Raw genomic sequence first — 19,379 nt, 5'->3', positions numbered from 1 at the left:
GAAAATGAAAAAAAGTCTGTTTGCGTTGAGTCTCTTGTCTTTATGCGGTTCTGTTTATGCCTCCGAATTGGTTGATACGGCCAGAGTGATCTCTAGCACGCCGGTTTATGAACGGGTCAATGAGCCGCGCCGTGAATGCTGGAATGAAAATGTGCAGAGCGCACCTAAGGAGCGTTCGATTGGCGGTGCAGTGTTAGGCGGGATTGCCGGCGGTATTCTGGGCAATCAGGTGGGCGGTGGCAACGGCCAAACCGTCGCGACGGCGGCGGGTGCCATAGCGGGTGCAGTGGTCGGTGACCGGATTGCCAATCCGGATCAGCCAGCGCGCACCGAGCAGGGGCAGCGGTGTCGTGACGTGGACAATTATCGCGATGTCATCAAGGGTTATACCGTGACTTACCGTTATAACGGGCAGGAAGCTACCACGACGCTACCCTATCAGCCCGGGAGTACGATCAAAGTGGGTATTAGCGTGATTGAGGATCAGACTCGATCAGGTCGCAATCAGGGCGGGCAATACAATGACAGGCATTACCGTCAGGGTGAACGCAACTAAGCTTGCCTTGATTTCGTGTAAAAAAGCCCGGCATGCCGGGCTTTTTTACATCTGCTATATAACGGGTAATTAACCGAATCTACCCGTAATGTAATACTTCAGCTTATCTCAGACTTTTGTTTCACTGTTATATAACTGTCAGATTAACCGAATCTGCCAGTTATATAGTACTTCAGCTTATGTCCGACTTTTGTTTCACTGTTACATTACGGGTAAATTAACCAAATCTACCCGTAATGTAATCTTCTGTTTCTTTGCGTTTAGGGTTGGTGAATACGGTGCTGGTGTCTCCGAATTCAATCAGGTCGCCCAGATACATATAGGCCGTGTAATCTGACACGCGTGCGGCTTGTTGCATGTTGTGGGTGACGATGACGATCGTGAAGTCTTCCTTCAATTCGTCGATCAGTTTTTCGATGTGAGCGGTTGAAATCGGATCCAGCGCCGAGGTCGGTTCATCGAGCAGCAGCACTTCGGGTTTGACGGCAATTGCGCGCGCAATGCACAGACGTTGTTGCTGACCACCGGACAGGCTCATGCCGCTTTGTTTTAACTTGTCTTTGACTTCAGTCCAAAGTGCGGCTTTCTTCAGCGCCCATTCTACGCGCTCGTCCATCTCATTGTTGGAGAGGCTTTCGTAGAGTTTCACGCCGAAGGCGATATTGTCATAAATCGACATCGGGAACGGCGTGGGTTTTTGAAACACCATGCCGACCTTGGCGCGCAATTTGTTGAGGTCTTGCCCCTTGTCCAGAATGTTGCATCCATCGAGCATGATAGAACCGGTCGCGGTTTGATGAGGATAGAGCTGGTACATGCGGTTGAAGGTGCGCAGCAGCGTGGATTTTCCGCAACCGGACGGGCCGATGAAGGCGGTCACTTTTTTGTCAGCGATGGTCAGGTTGATGTCTTTGAGCGCGCGCGCTTTGCCGTAAAAGAAGTTCAGATCTTTGACGACGACTCTTGGAGTTACATTGGTTTCAGTGTTCATTTGCTAGGCCTTTTTAATGTGCGGAAGCACTTTGACGGAACAGTACACGCGCGAGAATATTAAGCGTCAGTACACTAAAGGTAATCAGCAGGGCACCTGCCCAGGCAAGATTCTGCCAGTCTGTGTAGGGGCTCATGGCGAACTGGAAGATCACGACAGGTAAATTAGCCATAGGCTGATTCATGTCGTTGCTCCAGAACTGATTGTTAAGCGCGGTGAACAGCAGCGGCGCTGTCTCGCCACTGATGCGCGCAATTGCCAGCATGATGCCGGTGATGATGCCGGCGCGGGCAGCACGCAGCGTCACAAAATTGATGATCTTCCATTGCGGTGCTCCTAAGGCTGCTGCCGCTTCCCGCAAAGTGGACGGCACCAGACGCAACATGTTCTCTGTCGTACGGATGACGATGGGGATCACGATGATGGCCAGTGCCAGTGTGCCCGCCCAGCCGGAGAAATGTCTGATGTGTACGACATAGACTTCGTAGACGAACAGACCGATCACGATGGAGGGGGCTGACAGTAAAATGTCGTTAATGAAGCGCGTAATGGGCGCCAGCCAGCCGCGCTGACCGAATTCAGCCAGGTAGGTGCCTGCGAGTATGCCGATCGGTGTGCCGATCAGCGTGCCGATCACCGTCATCATCAATGAACCGAAGATGGCGTTGAACAAGCCGCCATTGCTGCCCGGAGGGGGCGTCATCTGGGTAAATACGGACGAGGTAAGTGCGGGCAGGCCGTGGTCGAGCAGGGTCCACAGGATCCAGCACAACCAGAACAGGCCAAAGCCCATGGCTAATACCGATACGGTAAGCCCGGCCCAGTTAACGATTTTTCGTCGAGTGTAGAGATCTAATATCATGATTAAGAAGCCTTTCCTTCGCGCTGTCCCAGCTTGTAGAGCATGTAGCGTGCAAGTGATAATACGACGAACGTGATAAAGAACAGAATCAATCCCAGCTCAATCAGCGCCGAGGTATAGAGTTCGCCGAAGGCTTCAGTAAACTCGTTGGCCAGCGCCGATGAGATGCTGTTGCCCGGATTGAGCAGCGACTTGGTCAGTTCGTGTGCATTACCGATGACAAAAGTGACCGCCATGGTTTCGCCCAGCGCGCGCCCCAGTCCCAGCATGATACCGCCGGCGACGCCGACCTTGGTGTAGGGTAGTACAATCTTCAGCATGACTTCCCAGGTCGTTGAGCCCAGGCCGTAAGCGGATTCCTTGAGCATGGTGGGGACTACATCGAAGACATCGCGCATCACGGAGGCGATGAACGGGATCACCATAATGGCCAGAATAATGCTGGCGGTCAGAATGCCGATTCCCATAGGCGGTCCTGAGAAAAACGGGCCGATGTAGGGCAGGGTGCCGACATGCTGATTGAGCCAGGGTTCTACGTGGTCGGCGAATAGCGGCGCGAACACGAATAGCCCCCACATGCCGTAGATGATGCTGGGAATACCCGCCAGCAGTTCAATCGCGACTCCTAACGGGCGGCGCAGCACGCGCGGGGAGAGCTCTGTCAGAAACAGGGCGATACCAAAACTCACCGGGATGGCGATGATGAGTGCGATGATAGAGGTGATGAGTGTGCCGACAATAGGAATCAGCGCACCAAATTTATCGTTGACTGGATCCCAGTCTGGGCTGGTCAAAAAACCGAAACCGAAAGCGTGAATGGCGGGCATGCTGCCGATCACCAGTGAGGCGAGTATCGCTGCGAGCAAGGCCAGCACGCAAAAGGCGGCCAGACGAGTCAGGTTGCGAAACAGCATATCGTAAATGGATTGCCGTTTGAGGCGTGCTTCGTGTAATAACATCGGCATAGTAATGAGCTTTAGATTAAAAAAACGGACTGCTTATAAAGTTAAAACACGAGGAGCGACTGCTCCTCGTGATCGTGTCAGCCACGTTCCATTTGCTTACTTCCAGATGGCCTTGCCTTGTGCGTCCTTGATCTGTGCTTTCCATGCACCGCGAATCATATTTTTGACTTCTTCAGGCAGTGTCACATAGTCCAGATCAGCAGCCAGTTTGTCGCCCTTTGCGTAAGCCCAGTCAAAGAACTTCAATGCAGCCAGTGCGGATTCAGGCTTGTCCTGCAGCTTATGCATCAGGATGAAAGTCGCGCCGCTGATAGGCCATGTTGCCTTGCCTGGTTCATCAGTCAGAATTTCGTAAAATCCTGGTGCTTTTTTCCAGTCAGCGCCCGCAGCGGCCGCTTTGAAGCTGGCTTCATCTGCTGCAACGTAGTTACCAGCGCGGTTCTTCATCTGTACTGCAGCCATCTTGTTTTGCAATGCATAAGCATACTCAACATAACCGATAGAGCCTTTGATGCGCTGAACGTAGGATGCAACGCCTTCGTTACCCTTGCCGCCCGTACCGGCTTTCCAGGACACCGCAGTACCTTCGCCTACGGTTGCCTTCCAGTCAGCGCTGACTTTGGACAGGTAGTTGGTGAAAATAAAGCTGGTGCCGGAGCCATCTGAACGGTGCACAACGGTGATGATGTCATCTGGCAGCTTGAGGTCTTTGTTTAGTGCCACAATCGCAGGGTCATTCCATTTGGTGATCTTGCCCAGATAGATCTCAGCCAGCGTTTTGCCATCCAGTTTCAACTTGCCGTTTTCAACGCCCAGCACGTTAATGACAGGAACGACACCGCCAATGACGGTTGGGAATTGCATCATGTCGTTCTTGTTGAGCTCTTCAGGCTTGAGCGGCATGTCAGATGCGCCGAAATCCACGGTCTTGGCTGTGATTTGCTTGATGCCGCCACCTGATCCGATGGACTGGTAGTTCATGTTGGTGCCGGATTGTGCTTTATAGGCTTCAGCCCATTTGCCATAAACTGGATACGGGAATGTAGCGCCTGCACCCGTGATGTCGGTTGCAAAAGATACGCTTGCGTATGCAAGCGTGGTGGCTGCGGCTACTGCGGTAATAAGTTGCTTGAACTTCATAGGGTTCTCCAGATGGATTATTCGGTTGTATCGGTTGCGGCTGTTAATGTCTGTTAGGCATTAATGCTTTGTGCCGTCCTCTATACTATGAAAGTAATATGACAATATTATTACATCGCCTGATGATTAATGGTTGGATTTTCTGCTGCCCGACAGGCTGTCTCTGGATTTTTTCAGTTCTGCATGGCGCAGGCCAACGAAGGTCAGCCAGCCGACGATGATCAATCCGATGGTAAATGCGGCATAAGAGACGGGCCAGGGAATGCCCTGAGTCATCATCGAATACTCAGACATGCCCCCGATGCCGGCCAGTACATTGAGTGGCATAAATACCACGCTGATGATGGTCAGGCGTTTGATGTCCTTGTTCTGGTTAATGTTGATGGAGCTGTCGGTTGCATCCATCAGGAAGTTGATCTTGTTGAACAGGAAGGCGGTATGCCCGTCGAGTGATTCAATATCGCGCAAAATTTCGCGCACGTTTTCATGTTGCGCTTCGGATAGAAATTTAGCGCGCATCAAAAAAGACAGGGCGCGCCGGGTGTCCAGCACGTTGCGGCGTATGCGCCCGTTCAAATCTTCTTCTTCTGCGATGGAGGCGAGGATGACGGCGGCCTCATCATCGGTGATGTGTGATCTTAGTACTTGTTTGCCGACAACGCCAAGATCGGCATACACGTCTTCGAGGGCATTGGCCGAGTATTCGACGTCTGCTGCATAAAGATCGAGCAGCACATCTTTGGCTTCTGATACGTAGCCTGATTGTGCGCGTGCTCGTAAGCGCTGCAGGCGGAAAACGGGGAGCTCTTCGCTGCGCACCGAAAATAGCGTGCCTTTGTGCAGGATGAACGCCACTGCAACGTTGCGAGATTCGTCTTCACGGTCGAGCAGGAAGTCCGAGTGCAGATGCACTTCGTCGCCTTCTTCGATATAGAAGCGTGCGCTGGTTTCCAGATCCGTTAAATCTTTAGGGTTCGGCAGGTCGACTTCGAACAGTTCGCGCGCCCAGGCAATCTGTTCATCGTCGGGTGCGACCAGATCAATCCAGATTGGATTGGCGCGGGCCAAATCTGCGCGGCTCGCGATTGGGATTTGACGCAAGCGGCCTTCATGTAAGTCGAATACGCGTATGGTGGTGCTGCGATCTTGAGGTTTTGCTTCGTCGACCAGTTCCGAGCGCACGTCATCTGAGATGACCAGCAATATTTCCTCTTTGCGTTCTTCCGTGATCAGTTGCCAGATGATCTCGCGATCAGCATGAGGAACGGCTTCGAGAATTTGTGCAACGGCTTCGGCATCATGCTGCTCAAGACGGGTGCGCAGTTCAGCTAGGTTTTGTTTGTGGGCCAGTGTTTCAATCAGCTTGTGTTTGTGGAGCAGGCGGTTCACCTGCCACAGGTTTTTTTGTGTGGCGCCAGGGTCGTTCGCTTTGTCGATTTCCTGCATGATTGTGCCCGTTCATCAATTTGAACGCGATTCTAGCTTAATTTCGTTTTAAATTTTGCGCAGAATTTTCGTGCAAATCTATATTGCACGTTGATCGGTCCTTAAAGTTGAGCGGGTAAATAAAATTAAGGTTGAATGTTTTTGATTCCGCCTGTAGAATCCGCGCTCTTTTGAAAATCGGTTGGAGTAGAACCATGGCACGAGTATGTCAAGTGACGGGCAAGGGCCCGATGAGCGGGAATAACGTTTCCCATGCGAACAACAGAACCAAGCGTCGCTTCTTGCCTAATCTGCAACGTCGCCGTTTTTGGGTTGAAGCAGAAAATCGCTGGGTCAGCTTGCGCTTGACCAATGCTGGTTTGCGTACCATCGACAAGAATGGTATCGAATCTGTGTTGGCAGATATGCGCGCACGCGGCGAAAAAATCTAAGGAGTATAGAAAATGCGCGAAAAAATCAAACTTGAGTCTAGTGCTGGCACCGGCCATTTTTACACTACAGACAAGAACAAACGCACCACACCGGGCAAGATCGAGATGAAGAAATACGATCCAGTGGTACGCAAGCATGTCATGTACAAGGAAACCAAACTGAAGTAATTCAGAGTGGCTTCAAGGTGCAAAAAAACCCGCTACGGCGGGTTTTTTATTGCCTGTCATCTGCACTGAAATCTGTTTGTCATACATGTTCTTTACTCTGGCATGGAATTAGCGGATTTATCAACTTGACAGGAGGATCGCATGAGATTTTTTACCGATCATTTTTTCACCGAAGCGCAAAAAAGCGAAATGCTCGGTAGCGCCTACGGTCAGTACGTTAAAAATCAACAGATGGAAAGATATATTGAAGACGCGCGTCAGTTGCGTCAGCATGATCTGGCGCAGCAGGAGAATGAGCGTCTGACCAGACAACACGACTTCGATCAAAAAACACGCTTTATCGGCTTTGTTGCGCTGACTGTTGTTCTTTTGGTTTTAACGTTAACCAGCGGGGTCGGCTCGTTGATCGTATCCGGCACGATCTAGCAGGCGCGCGAGTTTGTTGTTGAGTCTATCCATGCGATGGCTAATCTCAGTATTAACGCTGATTTGTAGCCGCAAGCCAAACAGCTCAATCCCTTACAAATTCTGGAGTTGCCGTTGATCTCACTTGCGAGGCGAAGCAAAACCAGTGGCTGGCAGAAAAGCGGACTGCACTGGAAGCTACAATCGCCGGTTAGAATCAAACGGGATATTCAGTGACGGGTTGCAAAGATTCGGATGGCGCAGTTTGATGTGTATCAATCCCAATCGCGCGACCGTGCTAACCATTTCTTATCTGCTCGATACGTTGGCAACCCGCGTTGTCGTGCCGCTCGTACGGGCGGAAGCTATGGGGTTGGCAGCAAGAAGGCTCAATCCGACGTTTAACATCAATGACAGTGCCGTCGTGATGTCTACCGCCGAACTGGCCGGTGTCTCTTTTCGCGCTCTTGGCGATAAAGTCATCTTGCTAACAGTACAGCGCGACGAAATTATTGCCGTGCTGGATTTGCTGTTTGCCGGGATTTAATGACAGCGATCCTCGAACGAGCGCAGGCGGCTGAGGCGGTCAGCGGGCTATCTGGGGTAGCTTTTCTCAACCATGAACCCACGCGATGGCCTCTTCATAATTGGTGAAGACGCGGATGTCGGCATCGACGAACAGACGGCTGAGCCAGGCGTTCCAGGTTAACCATTGGTCGTCGGTGATGACAGCGATTTTGGAGAAATCATGGTTGTGCTGGCGGCTGAAAAATTTGATCTCTTCCCATGCGACATCGACGCTGTAGTCCAGCATGCCGCGCAAATCGAATAGCAAATTGAGTGCGCCGGGTGATTGCAATTTATAAAGGGATTGTTCTTCAAACACTTTAAAATCGGCAAGGGTGAACTCGCCCAGTACGGCAGCGTTGACGAGGTTGTCGGTTTGTTCGATGGTAATCACAATAATTCCTTTTTATTAGGTCAGCGAGTGTTTGGGAGACAGCCTCAAGCTTAGCACACCGCTGGCGATGATGAGCGTCATCCCGAGCCAACTTGTCGCGGGTAGCGATTCATCCCACAGTAGTATGCCGAACAAACTTGCAAAAACAATGGTGCTGTACGCCATGCTGCCAACCACCAGGGTGCGGCCGACACGGTAGGCGCGGGTCATGGCAATTTGCGCCAGTGTCGCGGTTAAGGCCAATCCTAACAGGATACCGAAGCTGTGCAGCGTGATGGAATGAACCGTATCGAGCAGCATGGCAGCAGCGCTGCCCAGTGTTGCGATCAGGCTGAAATAAAACACGGTGCGCGTATCGGGTTCGCCAAACAGGCCGAGTTGCTTAACATTGAGGAAGGCGACCGCGGCCAGAAATCCGGAAATCAGCCCCATGAGTCCGGTTAGTAGCTGATTTTGCTGCAGTGTCGGGTGTAGCAGCAAGACCACGCCGGCGAATCCTAACGTGATACTCGTTGTCAGCGGCAGATGGAACTTGTCTTTGAAAACCAGCATGGTGAGCAAAGTTAAAAATACCGGTGCGGTGTAATTGAGTGTGATGGCGGTGGCCAGTGGCAGCACAGTGATGCAATAGAAGAACAGCAGCATGGCGGCCGTGCCCGATAGTCCGCGCCACAAGTGGTTGCGCCAGTGTCGTGTGTTCAAGCCTGTGTGTTGCGACCGCATGATCAGGTACACAATCAGTAACCCTAAGGCCGAGCGGTAGAAGACCAGTTCGATGTGTGAGAAATAGGCGGCGCCAAGCTTGACGAAGACGCCCATGCACGCGAACAGCAATCCTGCGACCAGCATCCACAAAGCGCCCATGCCGGCGGGGCGCGCGGCTGTTAGAGGTGCTGCGCCAGGTTGCGGCGCAGGTACTCGTGAAAGTGCAACATGCCATCTTCAGTCGGGGACTGATACGGGCCGTGTTCTTCGATGCCGCGCTGATACAGCGAGCGGCGTCCCTGATTCATGCGCAGGCAGATGATGTCATCTTCGATGGCTGTTTCGTTGTAGGCGCGCTGCTCGGCTTCGACATAGTCGCGCTCGAATAAAACGATGTCTTCCAGATAATAGAATTCGACGATGTTGGTGCACGCTTCCGCGCCGCGCGGTACCAGCGTGCTGATGACTAACGTGCCCGGATACCACTCGACCATGATGTTCGGGTAATAAGTCAGCCAGATTGCGCCGTATTTGGGCAGCTTCCCGCCGTGGTAGCGGAGTACTTGTTCTTGCCAGTCGCCATAGGCGGCGCTGCCGACCTTCTTTAACGCATTTTTGATGCCGACGGTTTGTACGCTGTACTGTTCACCAAACTCCCATTTTAGATCATCGCAATCGACGAAATTGCCCAGTCCCGGGTGAAACGGAACCACATGGTAGTCTTCCAGATACACTTCGATGAAGGTTTTCCAGTTGAAAGCATATTCGTCCACTTGCACGCGATCGAGCATATAACCTGAAAAATCCAGATCCTCCATCACGCCGACACGGGCCAAGTCGCGTGCGATGTCGCGTTCGCCTGAAAACAGCATGCCGTTCCAGTTTTGCAGCGGCGATTTGTTCAGGTGCAAGCAGGGATTTTCAGGGAAATGCGGTGCGCCCAGCAATTCGCCATCGGTCTTATAGGTCCAGCGATGCAGCGGGCAGACGATGTGTTGTGCATTGCCGCGACCCGAGAGCATGGTCGCCTGACGGTGGCGGCAGATGTTAGACAGTAACTCCACGCCATTCGGGTTGCGAACCAGCATTTGCGCTTCGTTGCGCAATACCTGATAGTCGCCGAGGTTCGGTACCATCAATTCGTGGCCAACATACTTGGGTCCGTGCTCAAACAGCACGCGTTGTTCTAGCTCCAGAATCTTTGGATCGAAGTACCAGCCGAGCGGCGGTTGAACCTGGGATGGACTAAGTTGAGTGACGATATTGGACAAACCTGCGCTATCCTTGCAAAGGGTGAATGGTTGAGACTCAGGTGCAATTTTCTCTCAAATCAGGGGTGAGGGCAACAAAAATTGGCTCAGAGCGGGTGCGTTGGGTAAAATGGCGCACTTTCCTTTGCAGAACACTGAAATGACCGGAAAAACTCACAAGGCTCAGGGTTACGAATCAGCCATGGCTGAGCTCGAAGAAATTGTCGCGGACATGGAGGCGGGGAAGCTATCGCTGGAAGACTCATTGACGGCTTATAAGCGGGGGGCGGAGTTGCTGACATTTTGTCGCGCTCGCTTGGAAGATGCGCAGCAGCAGGTGCGCGTTCTCGAAGAGGGAATTTTGAAAGAATTACCAGCAGGAGAAGCGTAATGATGACAGCTGATTTTTCAGCTTGGGCCGCAGAGCGGCAAGCCGCGTTCGAAGAGGTGTTGCGCCGTGTGTTGCCGCAACCTGAGGTGTCGCCGCAACGTCTGCATCAGGCGATGCGCTACGCCGTTCTCGAAGGAGGCAAGCGCGTGCGTCCTTTGCTGGCTTTCGCGGCCGGCGAGCTGACAGGTGCGGATATTGCGCGTGTGGACATCGTTGCGGCGTCGGTGGAGCTGATCCATGCCTATTCACTGGTGCACGATGATATGCCGTGCATGGATGACGATGTGCTACGCCGTGGCAAGCCTACTTGTCATGTGCAATATGACGAGGCGACCGCATTGCTGGTCGGCGACAGTCTGCAAACGCTGGCTTTTCAGTTGCTCACTGAGCATCGTTTGAGTGACGGGCCGCAGCAGCAGATGGCCATGATCCGTCTGCTGGCCAGTGCATCCGGTTCACGCGGCATGGCAGGCGGCCAAGCGATTGATCTGGATAGTGTCGGCAAGTCGTTGACGCTGCCTGAACTGGAAAATATGCATATCCATAAAACCGGTGCGTTGATACGCGCAGCCGTTTTGCTGGGCGCACAGTGTGGAGCCGTGTCCCCCGTGCAACTCGCCTGCCTTGACCATTACGCCAAATGCGTAGGGCTCGCGTTTCAGGTTGTCGACGATGTGCTCGATGCGGAAGCCGATACGGCGACCTTGGGCAAGACCGCAGGCAAGGACGCCGATAACGACAAGCCGACCTATGTGACCCTGCTGGGTGTGACGGCCGCTCGCGAGATGGCGAATAATCTGCACCGCGAGGCGCTCGAGAGTCTGGCGGAGTTCGGGGATGCAGCCCAACGTCTGCGTGAATTGGCCGATTTTATTGTGTTGCGTAAGTTCTGATGTATTCACTGCTCGATACCATCGATACCCCCGAGGCCTTGCGCGCCCTGAGCCGCGAGCAACTACCGCAACTGGCGCGAGAATTACGCGAATTTCTGGTCGAATCGGTCAGCAAGACCGGCGGCCATTTGTCTTCCAACCTCGGTACGGTCGAACTGACCATCGCGTTGCATACGGTGTTCAATACCCCTGAAGACCGTCTGGTGTGGGATGTTGGTCATCAGACCTATGTGCATAAAATTTTGACCGGACGGCGCGCTGCGATGAGCGGCCTGCGCATGGAAGGCGGGATCGCAGGTTTCCCCAAGCGTGAGGAAAGCCCCTACGACACCTTCGGCACCGGGCATTCGAGCACCTCGATTTCCGCAGCCTTAGGCATGGCGGTGGCCGCGCAATTGTCAGGTTCAGCCAGACGTTCGGTTGCGATCATCGGCGATGGTGCGATGACGGGCGGGATGGCGTTTGAGGCGCTCAACAATGCGGGGGCGATGAACGCCAACCTGCTGGTGATCCTGAACGACAACGATATGTCCATTTCGCGCCCGGTTGGCGCACTGAATAATTATCTGGCCAAGTTGATGTCGGGGCGTTTTTACGCGGCAATGCGGCGCGGCAGCGAGAAAGTGTTGAAAGGCATGCCGCCTGTGCTGGAATTTGCCAAGCGCGCCGAAGAGCACGTCAAAGGGATGGTGATTCCCGGCACGATGTTCGAGGAGTTCGGTTTTAACTATATCGGCCCTATCGATGGACACGATCTGAATGCGCTGATCGATACCTTGAGCAATATCCGCCAGCTGGAAGGCCCGCAGTTTTTGCATGTCGTCACGCAAAAAGGCAAAGGTTATACGCTGGCCGAAGAGGATTGCCTGCTGTATCACGGCGTGAGTAAATTCGATCGCACCAACGGGATCGTACCTAAACCGTCAGGCAATCCTTCCTACACTCAAGTGTTCGGTCAATGGCTGTGCGATATCGCGGCCGAGGACGCGCGGGTCGTCGGCATTACGCCTGCGATGTGCGAAGGCTCCGGTATGGGGGAATTCGCTGAAAAATATCCTCAGCGTTATTTCGATGTGGGGATCGCCGAGCAGCATGCGTTAACCTTTGCGGCTGGCTTAGCCTGCGATGGTTACAAGCCGGTGGTGGCGATTTATTCGACCTTTTTACAACGCGCTTATGATCAACTGATACACGATATCGCGATCCAGAAATTGCCCGTTATACTGGCGATCGATCGCGGCGGACTGGTGGGGGCGGATGGTGCGACCCACGCCGGCAGTTTCGATCTGTCATTTCTGCGCTGTATTCCGAACATGACAGTCATGGCGCCCTCTGATGAGAACGAGTGTCGTCAGATGCTCTATACCGCCATGACACTCGATACGCCAACTGCGGTGCGTTATCCGCGCGGTGTAGGGCCGGGCGTCGCGGTATGCAACGAGATGCAGGCGTTGCCGGTAGGCAAAGCCGAAGTGCGCCGTGAAGGGGTGCGCGTTGCGATACTGGCTTTCGGTTCGATGCTGGCGCCGGCCTTGATTGCGGGCGAGCAACTGGACGCGACAGTTGTCAATATGCGCTTCGTTAAGCCGCTGGATGCCGAATTGCTGCATCGTATGGCCAGTGCGCATGAATTGGTGGTCACGGTGGAAGAAAACACGGTGCAGGGCGGTGCGGGCAGCGCAGTTGCTGAGTGCCTGGCCGAGGCGGGTATCGCAGTGAACTTGCTGCATCTGGGTTTGCCGGATCGCTTTATCGATCAGGGTGATCCTGTCAAAATGCTGGCCGATTGCGGCTTGGACAGCGCGGGTATCATTGTTGCAATCAATAAATTGACCAAGTAATCTTGTCGGGATTGGTTATAATCCTGACTATTCAGTCACTGGAAAGAAAATTATTATGAATAACACGGCCCCTATTCCTGACGTGCAAAGTTCAGCTGATTTGCGCCATATCGCGATCAACCGTGTGGGCATCAAAGGTATCCGTCATCCGGTCAAGGTGCAGGACAAGAGCGTCGGGGTGCAGCACACCATCGCCACCTTTAACATGTACGTGCACCTGCCGCACAATTTCAAGGGCACGCATATGTCGCGCTTTGTCGAGATTCTCAACCGGCATGAGCGGGAGATTTCCGTCGAGTCATACGAGAGTATCCTGCGCGAAATGGTGGTGTTGCTCGAGGCGGAATCCGGCTACATCGAGATGAGTTTCCCGTATTTCGTCAATAAGACCGCACCGGTTTCCGGCGTGCAAAGTCTGCTCGATTACGATGTGACCTTGATCGGTGAAATGAAAGACGGAAAAGCCAGCGTGACCATGAAAGTCCTGGTGCCGGTGACCAGTCTGTGTCCGTGTTCGAAGAAGATTTCCGATCGCGGTGCGCACAATCAGCGCTCGCATGTGACCATCACGCTGCGCACCAACAGTTTTGTCTGGATTGAAGACGTGGTGCGCATCGCAGAAGAGCAGGCCTCTTGCGAGCTGTATGGGCTGCTCAAACGCCCTGATGAAAAATATGTCACCGAACGTGCCTACGACAATCCAAAGTTTGTCGAAGACATGGTGCGTGACGTGGCCGCCGTGCTCAATGCCGACGCGCGCATCGATGCCTATGTCGTCGAGTCTGAAAATTTTGAGTCTATTCATAACCATTCGGCCTATGCATTGATCGAGCGGGACAAGACCAATGGGTAATGGACAATCGACAGTTATCAATCGTCAATTATCCATTGAGTAATGAAGCCCATCGCCATCTTTCGTCATGTCGCCTTCGAGGGGCCGGGTTTTCTGGCTGAGTTTCTGGATGCCAGAAATATCCCGTGGCAGTTGATCGCCATTGACGAAGGTGAGGCTGTGCCTAAGGCATCCGCGGATTATTCCGGACTGGTTTTCATGGGCGGGCCGATGAGTGTCAACGATGATCTGCCGTGGATTGCACAGGAACTCGATCTGATACTTGATGCGGTGGCGGGCAATATTCCCGTGCTGGGCCATTGTCTGGGCGGGCAGCTGATCTCTAAGGCGCTGGGCGGCGTTGTATCGAAAAATCCGGTTGTGGAAATCGGCTGGGGCCCCGTTGCAGTAGCCGATACGGAATCTGCGCGATGCTGGCTGGGCGAGTTACGCGTTTTTGATGCGTTTCACTGGCATGGTGAAACGTTTAGTCTGCCGGCTGGCGCCACCCGCTTATTGAGCGGCGCCTATTGCGCCAATCAGGGCTATACCCTGGGTCCGCATCTTGCCTTGCAGTGTCATATTGAAATGACATCTGCATTGATTGCCAGCTGGTGCGAGGCGGGCGCAGCAGAAATCAAGGCTAATCTCGGCAGTCCCGCCGTGCAATCGTCAGAACTCATGCAGCAACGGGCGAATTTGCCGCAATTGCACGCGGTAGCTGAGCGGCTCTATACGCAATGGATCAGCGCGCTGGCTGGCTGAAACCTACCCGACATGAATACACTCTCGATGCTGCGCAGCGGCAAACTGGCAGGCATTACACGGCTGGATTTATCGTGTGGGCTGAGTGAGTTTCCGCCTGAGATTTTTGAACTGGCCGAGACGCTGGAAATTCTAAATCTGTCCGGTAATGCCTTGTCGTCGTTGCCGGATGATCTGATGCGACTTAAAAAACTCCGGGTGATCTTTTGTTCCGATAACCAGTTTACCGAAGTGCCTGAGGTACTGGGCCGCTGTCCCGGTTTGGAGATGGTGGGTTTCAAGGCCAATCAAATAAGCCGTCTGTCTGCTGCATCGCTCCCCCCTGCGCTGCGCTGGCTTATTCTGACTGATAACCGGTTGAGCGAATTGCCTGCGGAGTTGGGGCGCTGCTCGCGCTTGCAAAAACTGATGCTGGCAGGAAACCGTTTGCAAAGTCTGCCTGAGACGATGGCCGCCTGCCGGCAGCTCGAATTGCTGCGCATTTCGGCTAACGGTTTTGAATCTTTGCCCGCGTGGCTGCTGTCCTTGCCGCGTCTGGCTTGGCTTGCTTTTGCCGGCAACCCATTTTCGGATGGAGTTGAGTCTGCGATGGAACAGACGAAGCAGCCGATTTTCTGGCACGACCTTGAGGTCCTGCAAAAATTAGGGGAAGGGGCATCCGGCGTGATTCATCAGGCAAACTGGCACAAGGCGCCGGTAAGTGCTGTGGCTGTGAAACTTTTTAAAGGCGCAGTCACGAGCGATGGTTTGCCTCGCAGCGAAAAGGCCGCCTGTATCGCGGCAGGCGATCACGCCAATCTCATTTCGGTGCTGGGCAAGGTCAGCGGACATCCTGAAGGCACGAAAGGCTTAGTGATGCCCTTGATTGATGCGAGCTTCAAGAATCTGGCCGGTCCCCCCAGTCTCGAGTCCTGTACACGCGATATTTATCCTGACGATACGCATTTTTCACTGGATGAGGTGCTCTCGATGGCGCGGGGTATTGCGGATGCGGCAGCACACTTGCATGCAAGGGGTATCCTGCACGGCGATTTGTATGCGCACAATATGTTGTGGAACGGGCGCGGGACGTGTTTGCTGGGGGATTTTGGTGCCGCGTCTTTTATGCCGTCGGGGGAGGCGCGCTGCGCGCTGCAACGCATCGAAGTGCGTGCGTTTTCCTGTTATCTGGCGGAGTTGCTCGCACGCTGCGCGCCGCATTCGCTACTCGATGCGCTCCGCGCGTTGCAAGGGCGTTGTGCGCAGGAACGGGTGCAAGACCGGCCGCTCTTTGACGATGTTGCGCAGGCTTTGGCAAGCTTGCATGCCGAAAATCACGCTGTCTAACGAACCTATTGCAAATTTTCATCACGAATCTGCGAGTGAGAGGATGTGCGCGGGTTCAGTAATATTTTTATCAGCCTTACCCCGAACCGTGCAGCACGCTATAATCCGCGATTGCTTTTTTGCGCGGTTTTAAACCACGGTCCTCTATGTCACTTGCCAAGACCTATACGCTCGCCGATGTCACTCGCTGGTATTCCATGCCTGAGTTGCACAAAGCCAAGGCATACCTGAATTCAATCACTCAGTTGACGGTTCAGCCCGACAGAATTACTGCGCAGGTCAAAGGTACGGCAAAGCTGCCCTATTCGGTTGATATTCAATTTGCTGACGATACCTCGGGCCTGCCGGGTGTGAAGCCTGCCTGCAGCTGTCCGGTCGGATATAAATGCAAACACACGGCAGCTGTCCTGTTGTCGGCCTTGGCGCTGCCGCGCGCGCCGGTGGTTAATCCGGCATTGCTGGACTGGGTGGAGGCGTTCCGCAAAGCGCAGGCGGTGCCCGCTAAAAGGAAGCCCAAACCGGTCCAACGTACCGAACGCTTATGTTATGTATTGCAAAAAACGATGTATTCGGACGGCTATTTTATTGGCACCTATAAAGCGAAGATGTCCGCTGACGGCGCGATACCTGCCCAGTTAGAAGAGTGGAACAATATCGAGCGTGCCTTGATTAAGCCGCCGCTGTTTGTCGCTGATGAGGATCTGGCGGTTTTGCGCATGTTACTCAGGCAGCGCGAGAAGTTTGACGGCAATATTCTGCTGGGTAAACAGGGTAACGAGATTTTGCTGAGCGTGATTGAGAGCGGGCGACTTTTCTGTATGGAAAGAGTCGCCGGCAATCGTTATGTGCTGTCTGCGCCGATCCGCATTAAACAGGGTGCGGTGAGGGAGGCGAAGTTAGACTGGGGGGCCGATGAATCCGGTCGCATGGTGCCCAGAATTATTCGCAGTGGTGCGACGGTTGTCGTGTTGCCGCTGCCGGATGCAACCTGGTATCTGGATACCGGCGCGGGTGAGATCGGTCTGCTCAAATTGTCTCAGACACCGGCACAAATCGCCCAATTGCTCAGCATGCCGCCGTTGCGTGAAATTGATGTGCCCGTGGTGTCGGACATGCTGCGTGAAATGGTACCTGATTTGCCGGCACCGACCACAGCGCGTCTGCGTGCGCTAGATACAACCCCTGTGCCGATGCTGTTTCTCGATACTTCTTTGCCTGCTTACATGGGGCGATTTCGCGGCTATGGTTTCGGTACTCAAGTGCGCGACTGGGCCTGCGTGGAATTTCGCTATGGCGAGGCCGTTTTGCGGCCCGATCATCCGGGGGAATTTGTTTCCTTGGCCAATGGTGAGACTGTGCGGGTTAAGCGGGATCAAAAACTTGAACAGCGATTTATTCAGTCGCTGGGGCGCTACGGATTGGAGGAGATGTCGCGGTTCGGCATGGCAGGCGCGATCCCGGATCAGACGATGTATGGTTTGGAGAGTGAAAAAGCGTGGCCTCAATTTATGAAGATCGCGCTGATTGACATGAAGGCGGCCGGCTGGGATATCGTCATTCCACAGGGATTCCGGCACCATGTGCTGGAAGTGGAAGCGTGGGTCGGCGAGTTCGATGAGCAGGAAGATGGCTGGTTCAGCCTGAACATGGGCATTGTGGTCAACGGTCAGCGGCTGGCGTTAGCACCTATGCTGCATGAGTTGTTCAAGGTCGATCCGCGCTGGCTGGATGCGATTTTGCTCGACCGGATGAAGGACAGCGAACCGATCCAACTGCAATTGCCGGAAGGCGGGCGAGTTAATGTACCGGCGGAGCGCATCAAACCGCTGGCCCGCACGCTGATTGAATTGTTCGATGGCAAAGCACCGGGTGACGAACTCCGCCTGTCCCGTTACGACGTTGCGCGCATCGATGCACTTGCCGGGATGGAACGCTGGCAGTTCAAGGGCGTGGACGCAGTGGCGAGTCTTGCCGAAAAACTCAAAAATACCAACGGAATTGAAGCCGTCGAGCCGCCCGCGGGCTTCGCGCTGCAACTGCGTCATTATCAGCTCGAAGGTCTGGCCTGGCTGCAATTTCTGCGCCAACAGGGCTTAGCCGGCATACTGGCTGACGATATGGGCTTAGGTAAAACGGCCCAGACGCTCGCGCATCTGTTGCTGGAAAAACAGTCGGGCCGCATGGACCGGCCGTCTTTAGTGGTGTTGCCGACTTCGCTGATTTTTAACTGGAAGCGTGAAGCCGAGCGTTTTGCCCCTGAACTCAAGATGTTGTCCCTGCATGGCAAGGAGCGGGCGGAGCATTTCCCGTTGATCGCTGAACACGATGTGATTCTCACCACCTACCCGTTGTTGTGGCGCGATGAGGCAGCCTTGCTCGAGCATAACTATCATCTGTTGATTCTGGATGAGGCGCAAACGGTCAAGAATGTCTCCAGTCAGGCCGCGCAAGTGGTGCGCCGTCTGAATGCGCGCCACCGCTTGTGTCTGACCGGCACACCGCTTGAGAATCATCTGGGCGAATTGTGGGCACAGTTTGACTTTTTGCTGCCGGGCTTATTGGGTGATGCCAAAAGTTTCACCAAAACATGGCGCACGCCGATCGAAAAACACGGCAACCGCATGCGACGCGATTTGCTGGCACAACGCGTGCGGCCTTTCATCATGCGCCGCCGCAAGGAAGATGTGGCAACAGAATTGCCACCTAAGACGCTGATCGTGCGCACCGTCGAATTGTCGGGAACGCAGCGCGACCTGTATGAGACGGTGCGCATCGCAATGGATCAGCGGGTACGCGAGGAAATCGCCGAAAAAGGTTTTGCGCGCAGTCATATCATTATTCTCGATGCGCTGCTCAAGTTGCGTCAGGTCTGCTGCGACCCGCGCCTGCTCAAATTGACCAGCGCAAAAAAGGTCAAGGAGCACGCCAAACTCGATCTGCTGATGGAAATGTTGCCGGAGTTGGTCAGTGAAGGCCGGCGCATTCTGGTATTTTCTCAATTTACCTCGATGCTGGAGCTGATTGAGGGCGAGCTGACCAAGGAAAAACTCACCTATGTGAAACTCACCGGAGATACGCAAAACCGCGAAGAGGTGGTGCGCCAGTTTCAGGACGGTGAAGTGCCCATTTTCCTGATCAGTCTGAAAGCGGGCGGGGTCGGGCTCAATCTGACATCGGCAGACACGGTCATTCACTATGACCCCTGGTGGAATCCGGCCGTAGAAAATCAGGCGACCGATCGCGCACACCGGCTGGGGCAGACCAAGAATGTGTTCGTCTATAAACTGGTAGTGGCCGGCAGCATCGAGGAAAAAATCCTCGCCTTGCAGGAAAAAAAGGCGGAGTTAGCCGCTGGTATCTTATCTGAGGACAGTGCGGGGCTTACGAAGTTTGGCGAGGCGGACATTGCCGCGTTGCTCGCGCCCTTGCCCAAAGACGAGGAAGAATAGCC

20 protein-coding genes are annotated in these 19,379 nt (G+C 53.9%); 12 read left to right on the top strand and 8 right to left on the bottom strand.

From position 1 onward, the window contains the following. Positions 1-4: 4 nt before the first annotated feature. On the top strand, positions 5-556 hold the full coding sequence (locus GALF_RS11370) for a glycine zipper 2TM domain-containing protein (RefSeq protein ID WP_013294211.1): 552 nt from the start codon (positions 5-7) through the stop codon (positions 554-556). 217 nt (positions 557-773) lie between these two features. Here the strand turns inward: GALF_RS11370 and pstB are convergent, their stop codons facing one another. The 5 genes from pstB to GALF_RS11345 all read right to left on the bottom strand — a co-directional run bounded on the left by pstB (position 774) and on the right by GALF_RS11345 (position 5,960). After that, on the bottom strand, positions 774-1,547 hold the full coding sequence (gene pstB, locus GALF_RS11365) for a phosphate ABC transporter ATP-binding protein PstB (protein WP_013294210.1): 774 nt from the start codon (positions 1,545-1,547) through the stop codon (positions 774-776). A gap of 13 nt (positions 1,548-1,560) precedes the next feature. Next, positions 1,561-2,406: a phosphate ABC transporter permease PstA gene (gene pstA, locus GALF_RS11360; protein WP_317623720.1), complete on the bottom strand. Its 846-nt coding sequence runs from the start codon at positions 2,404-2,406 to the stop codon at positions 1,561-1,563. A gap of 5 nt (positions 2,407-2,411) precedes the next feature. Continuing rightward, positions 2,412-3,374 (bottom strand): phosphate ABC transporter permease subunit PstC, encoded by a 963-nt coding sequence (gene pstC, locus GALF_RS11355; RefSeq protein WP_013294208.1) that lies wholly within the window; start codon positions 3,372-3,374, stop codon positions 2,412-2,414. Between the two features lie 96 nt (positions 3,375-3,470). Then, positions 3,471-4,514 (bottom strand): phosphate ABC transporter substrate-binding protein PstS, encoded by a 1,044-nt coding sequence (pstS, locus tag GALF_RS11350; RefSeq protein WP_013294207.1) that lies wholly within the window; start codon positions 4,512-4,514, stop codon positions 3,471-3,473. Positions 4,515-4,640: 126 nt separating this feature from the next. Beyond that, positions 4,641-5,960, bottom strand: coding sequence for a CorA family divalent cation transporter (locus tag GALF_RS11345; RefSeq protein WP_013294206.1), 1,320 nt, complete (start codon positions 5,958-5,960; stop codon positions 4,641-4,643). A 194-nt stretch (positions 5,961-6,154) separates the two neighbouring features. Between GALF_RS11345 and rpmB the strand changes: the two genes are divergently transcribed. From rpmB to GALF_RS11325, 4 genes are all read left to right on the top strand, one after another. Further along, complete coding sequence (gene rpmB / locus GALF_RS11340) at positions 6,155-6,391, top strand: 50S ribosomal protein L28 (protein ID WP_013294205.1); 237 nt, start codon at positions 6,155-6,157, stop codon at positions 6,389-6,391. Between the two features lie 12 nt (positions 6,392-6,403). Further along, positions 6,404-6,559: a 50S ribosomal protein L33 gene (rpmG, locus tag GALF_RS11335; protein ID WP_013294204.1), complete on the top strand. Its 156-nt coding sequence runs from the start codon at positions 6,404-6,406 to the stop codon at positions 6,557-6,559. A 141-nt stretch (positions 6,560-6,700) separates the two neighbouring features. Next, positions 6,701-6,985: a hypothetical protein gene (locus tag GALF_RS11330; RefSeq protein ID WP_013294203.1), complete on the top strand. Its 285-nt coding sequence runs from the start codon at positions 6,701-6,703 to the stop codon at positions 6,983-6,985. Positions 6,986-7,232: 247 nt separating this feature from the next. Continuing rightward, positions 7,233-7,511 (top strand): CcdB family protein, encoded by a 279-nt coding sequence (locus GALF_RS11325; protein ID WP_013294202.1) that lies wholly within the window; start codon positions 7,233-7,235, stop codon positions 7,509-7,511. A gap of 66 nt (positions 7,512-7,577) precedes the next feature. Here GALF_RS11325 and GALF_RS11320 read toward each other — a convergent pair whose 3' ends face one another. From GALF_RS11320 to GALF_RS11310, 3 genes are read right to left on the bottom strand one after another with little or no spacing between them, the layout of a single operon-like run. Next, a complete protein-coding gene (locus tag GALF_RS11320) occupies positions 7,578-7,925 on the bottom strand; it encodes a SpoIIAA family protein (RefSeq protein WP_013294201.1) in 348 nt (115 codons plus the stop codon). 15 nt (positions 7,926-7,940) lie between these two features. Next, positions 7,941-8,789, bottom strand: coding sequence for a DMT family transporter (locus GALF_RS11315; RefSeq protein WP_013294200.1), 849 nt, complete (start codon positions 8,787-8,789; stop codon positions 7,941-7,943). Between the two features lie 20 nt (positions 8,790-8,809). Beyond that, a complete protein-coding gene (locus tag GALF_RS11310; protein WP_013294199.1) occupies positions 8,810-9,901 on the bottom strand; it encodes an aromatic ring-hydroxylating oxygenase subunit alpha in 1,092 nt (363 codons plus the stop codon). A 139-nt stretch (positions 9,902-10,040) separates the two neighbouring features. On the opposite strand from GALF_RS11310, the gene GALF_RS11305 reads away from it, so the two are divergent. From GALF_RS11305 to GALF_RS11275, 7 genes are all read left to right on the top strand, one after another. Further along, complete coding sequence (locus GALF_RS11305; protein WP_041938481.1) at positions 10,041-10,271, top strand: exodeoxyribonuclease VII small subunit; 231 nt, start codon at positions 10,041-10,043, stop codon at positions 10,269-10,271. Positions 10,272-10,273: 2 nt separating this feature from the next. Beyond that, positions 10,274-11,164, top strand: coding sequence for a polyprenyl synthetase family protein (locus GALF_RS11300; RefSeq protein WP_041938480.1), 891 nt, complete (start codon positions 10,274-10,276; stop codon positions 11,162-11,164). Then, positions 11,164-13,005 carry a 1-deoxy-D-xylulose-5-phosphate synthase gene (gene dxs / locus GALF_RS11295; RefSeq protein WP_013294196.1) on the top strand — a complete coding sequence of 614 codons (1,842 nt, stop codon included), beginning with the start codon at positions 11,164-11,166 and terminating at the stop codon, positions 13,003-13,005. Before GALF_RS11300 ends, dxs begins: the two co-directional genes overlap by 1 nt. Positions 13,006-13,060: 55 nt before the next feature. Beyond that, positions 13,061-13,858, top strand: coding sequence for a GTP cyclohydrolase FolE2 (gene folE2, locus GALF_RS11290; protein ID WP_013294195.1), 798 nt, complete (start codon positions 13,061-13,063; stop codon positions 13,856-13,858). Between the two features lie 42 nt (positions 13,859-13,900). Then, the gene (locus GALF_RS11285; protein WP_013294194.1) at positions 13,901-14,602 is read left to right on the top strand and encodes a type 1 glutamine amidotransferase; all 702 of its coding nucleotides are present in this window, start codon (positions 13,901-13,903) and stop codon (positions 14,600-14,602) included. Between the two features lie 12 nt (positions 14,603-14,614). Further along, positions 14,615-15,928, top strand: a complete 1,314-nt coding sequence (locus GALF_RS11280) for a leucine-rich repeat-containing protein kinase family protein (protein ID WP_013294193.1) — start codon at positions 14,615-14,617, stop codon at positions 15,926-15,928. Positions 15,929-16,074: 146 nt separating this feature from the next. Next, complete coding sequence (locus tag GALF_RS11275) at positions 16,075-19,377, top strand: DEAD/DEAH box helicase (RefSeq protein ID WP_013294192.1); 3,303 nt, start codon at positions 16,075-16,077, stop codon at positions 19,375-19,377. Positions 19,378-19,379: the final 2 nt, after the last annotated feature.

It is taken from the genome of Gallionella capsiferriformans ES-2 (assembly GCF_000145255.1).
Lineage (GTDB): Bacteria > Pseudomonadota > Gammaproteobacteria > Burkholderiales > Gallionellaceae > Gallionella > Gallionella capsiferriformans.
Note: the sequence above shows the minus strand (reverse complement) of the source record. Positions and strands in the feature narration are given on the sequence as shown.

Excerpts from the sequence above, each read along its gene's own strand:
- GALF_RS11370 (WP_013294211.1), top strand. The coding sequence starts at position 5 with ATGAAAAAAAGTCTGTTTGCGTTGAGTCTCTTGTCTTTATGCGGTTCT.
- GALF_RS11300 (WP_041938480.1), top strand. The coding sequence starts at position 10,274 with ATGACAGCTGATTTTTCAGCTTGGGCCGCAGAGCGGCAAGCCGCGTTC.
- GALF_RS11330 (WP_013294203.1), top strand. The coding sequence starts at position 6,701 with ATGAGATTTTTTACCGATCATTTTTTCACCGAAGCGCAAAAAAGCGAA.
- GALF_RS11345 (WP_013294206.1), bottom strand. The coding sequence starts at position 5,960 with ATGCAGGAAATCGACAAAGCGAACGACCCTGGCGCCACACAAAAAAAC.
- pstB (WP_013294210.1), bottom strand. The coding sequence starts at position 1,547 with ATGAACACTGAAACCAATGTAACTCCAAGAGTCGTCGTCAAAGATCTG.
- rpmG (WP_013294204.1), top strand. The coding sequence starts at position 6,404 with ATGCGCGAAAAAATCAAACTTGAGTCTAGTGCTGGCACCGGCCATTTT.
- rpmB (WP_013294205.1), top strand. The coding sequence starts at position 6,155 with ATGGCACGAGTATGTCAAGTGACGGGCAAGGGCCCGATGAGCGGGAAT.
- GALF_RS11280 (WP_013294193.1), top strand. The coding sequence starts at position 14,615 with ATGAATACACTCTCGATGCTGCGCAGCGGCAAACTGGCAGGCATTACA.
- GALF_RS11325 (WP_013294202.1), top strand. The coding sequence starts at position 7,233 with ATGTGTATCAATCCCAATCGCGCGACCGTGCTAACCATTTCTTATCTG.
- pstS (WP_013294207.1), bottom strand. The coding sequence starts at position 4,514 with ATGAAGTTCAAGCAACTTATTACCGCAGTAGCCGCAGCCACCACGCTT.
- folE2 (WP_013294195.1), top strand. The coding sequence starts at position 13,061 with ATGAATAACACGGCCCCTATTCCTGACGTGCAAAGTTCAGCTGATTTG.
- GALF_RS11275 (WP_013294192.1), top strand. The coding sequence starts at position 16,075 with ATGTCACTTGCCAAGACCTATACGCTCGCCGATGTCACTCGCTGGTAT.
- GALF_RS11285 (WP_013294194.1), top strand. The coding sequence starts at position 13,901 with ATGAAGCCCATCGCCATCTTTCGTCATGTCGCCTTCGAGGGGCCGGGT.
- GALF_RS11305 (WP_041938481.1), top strand. The coding sequence starts at position 10,041 with ATGACCGGAAAAACTCACAAGGCTCAGGGTTACGAATCAGCCATGGCT.
- GALF_RS11315 (WP_013294200.1), bottom strand. The coding sequence starts at position 8,789 with ATGGGCGCTTTGTGGATGCTGGTCGCAGGATTGCTGTTCGCGTGCATG.
- pstC (WP_013294208.1), bottom strand. The coding sequence starts at position 3,374 with ATGCCGATGTTATTACACGAAGCACGCCTCAAACGGCAATCCATTTAC.
- dxs (WP_013294196.1), top strand. The coding sequence starts at position 11,164 with ATGTATTCACTGCTCGATACCATCGATACCCCCGAGGCCTTGCGCGCC.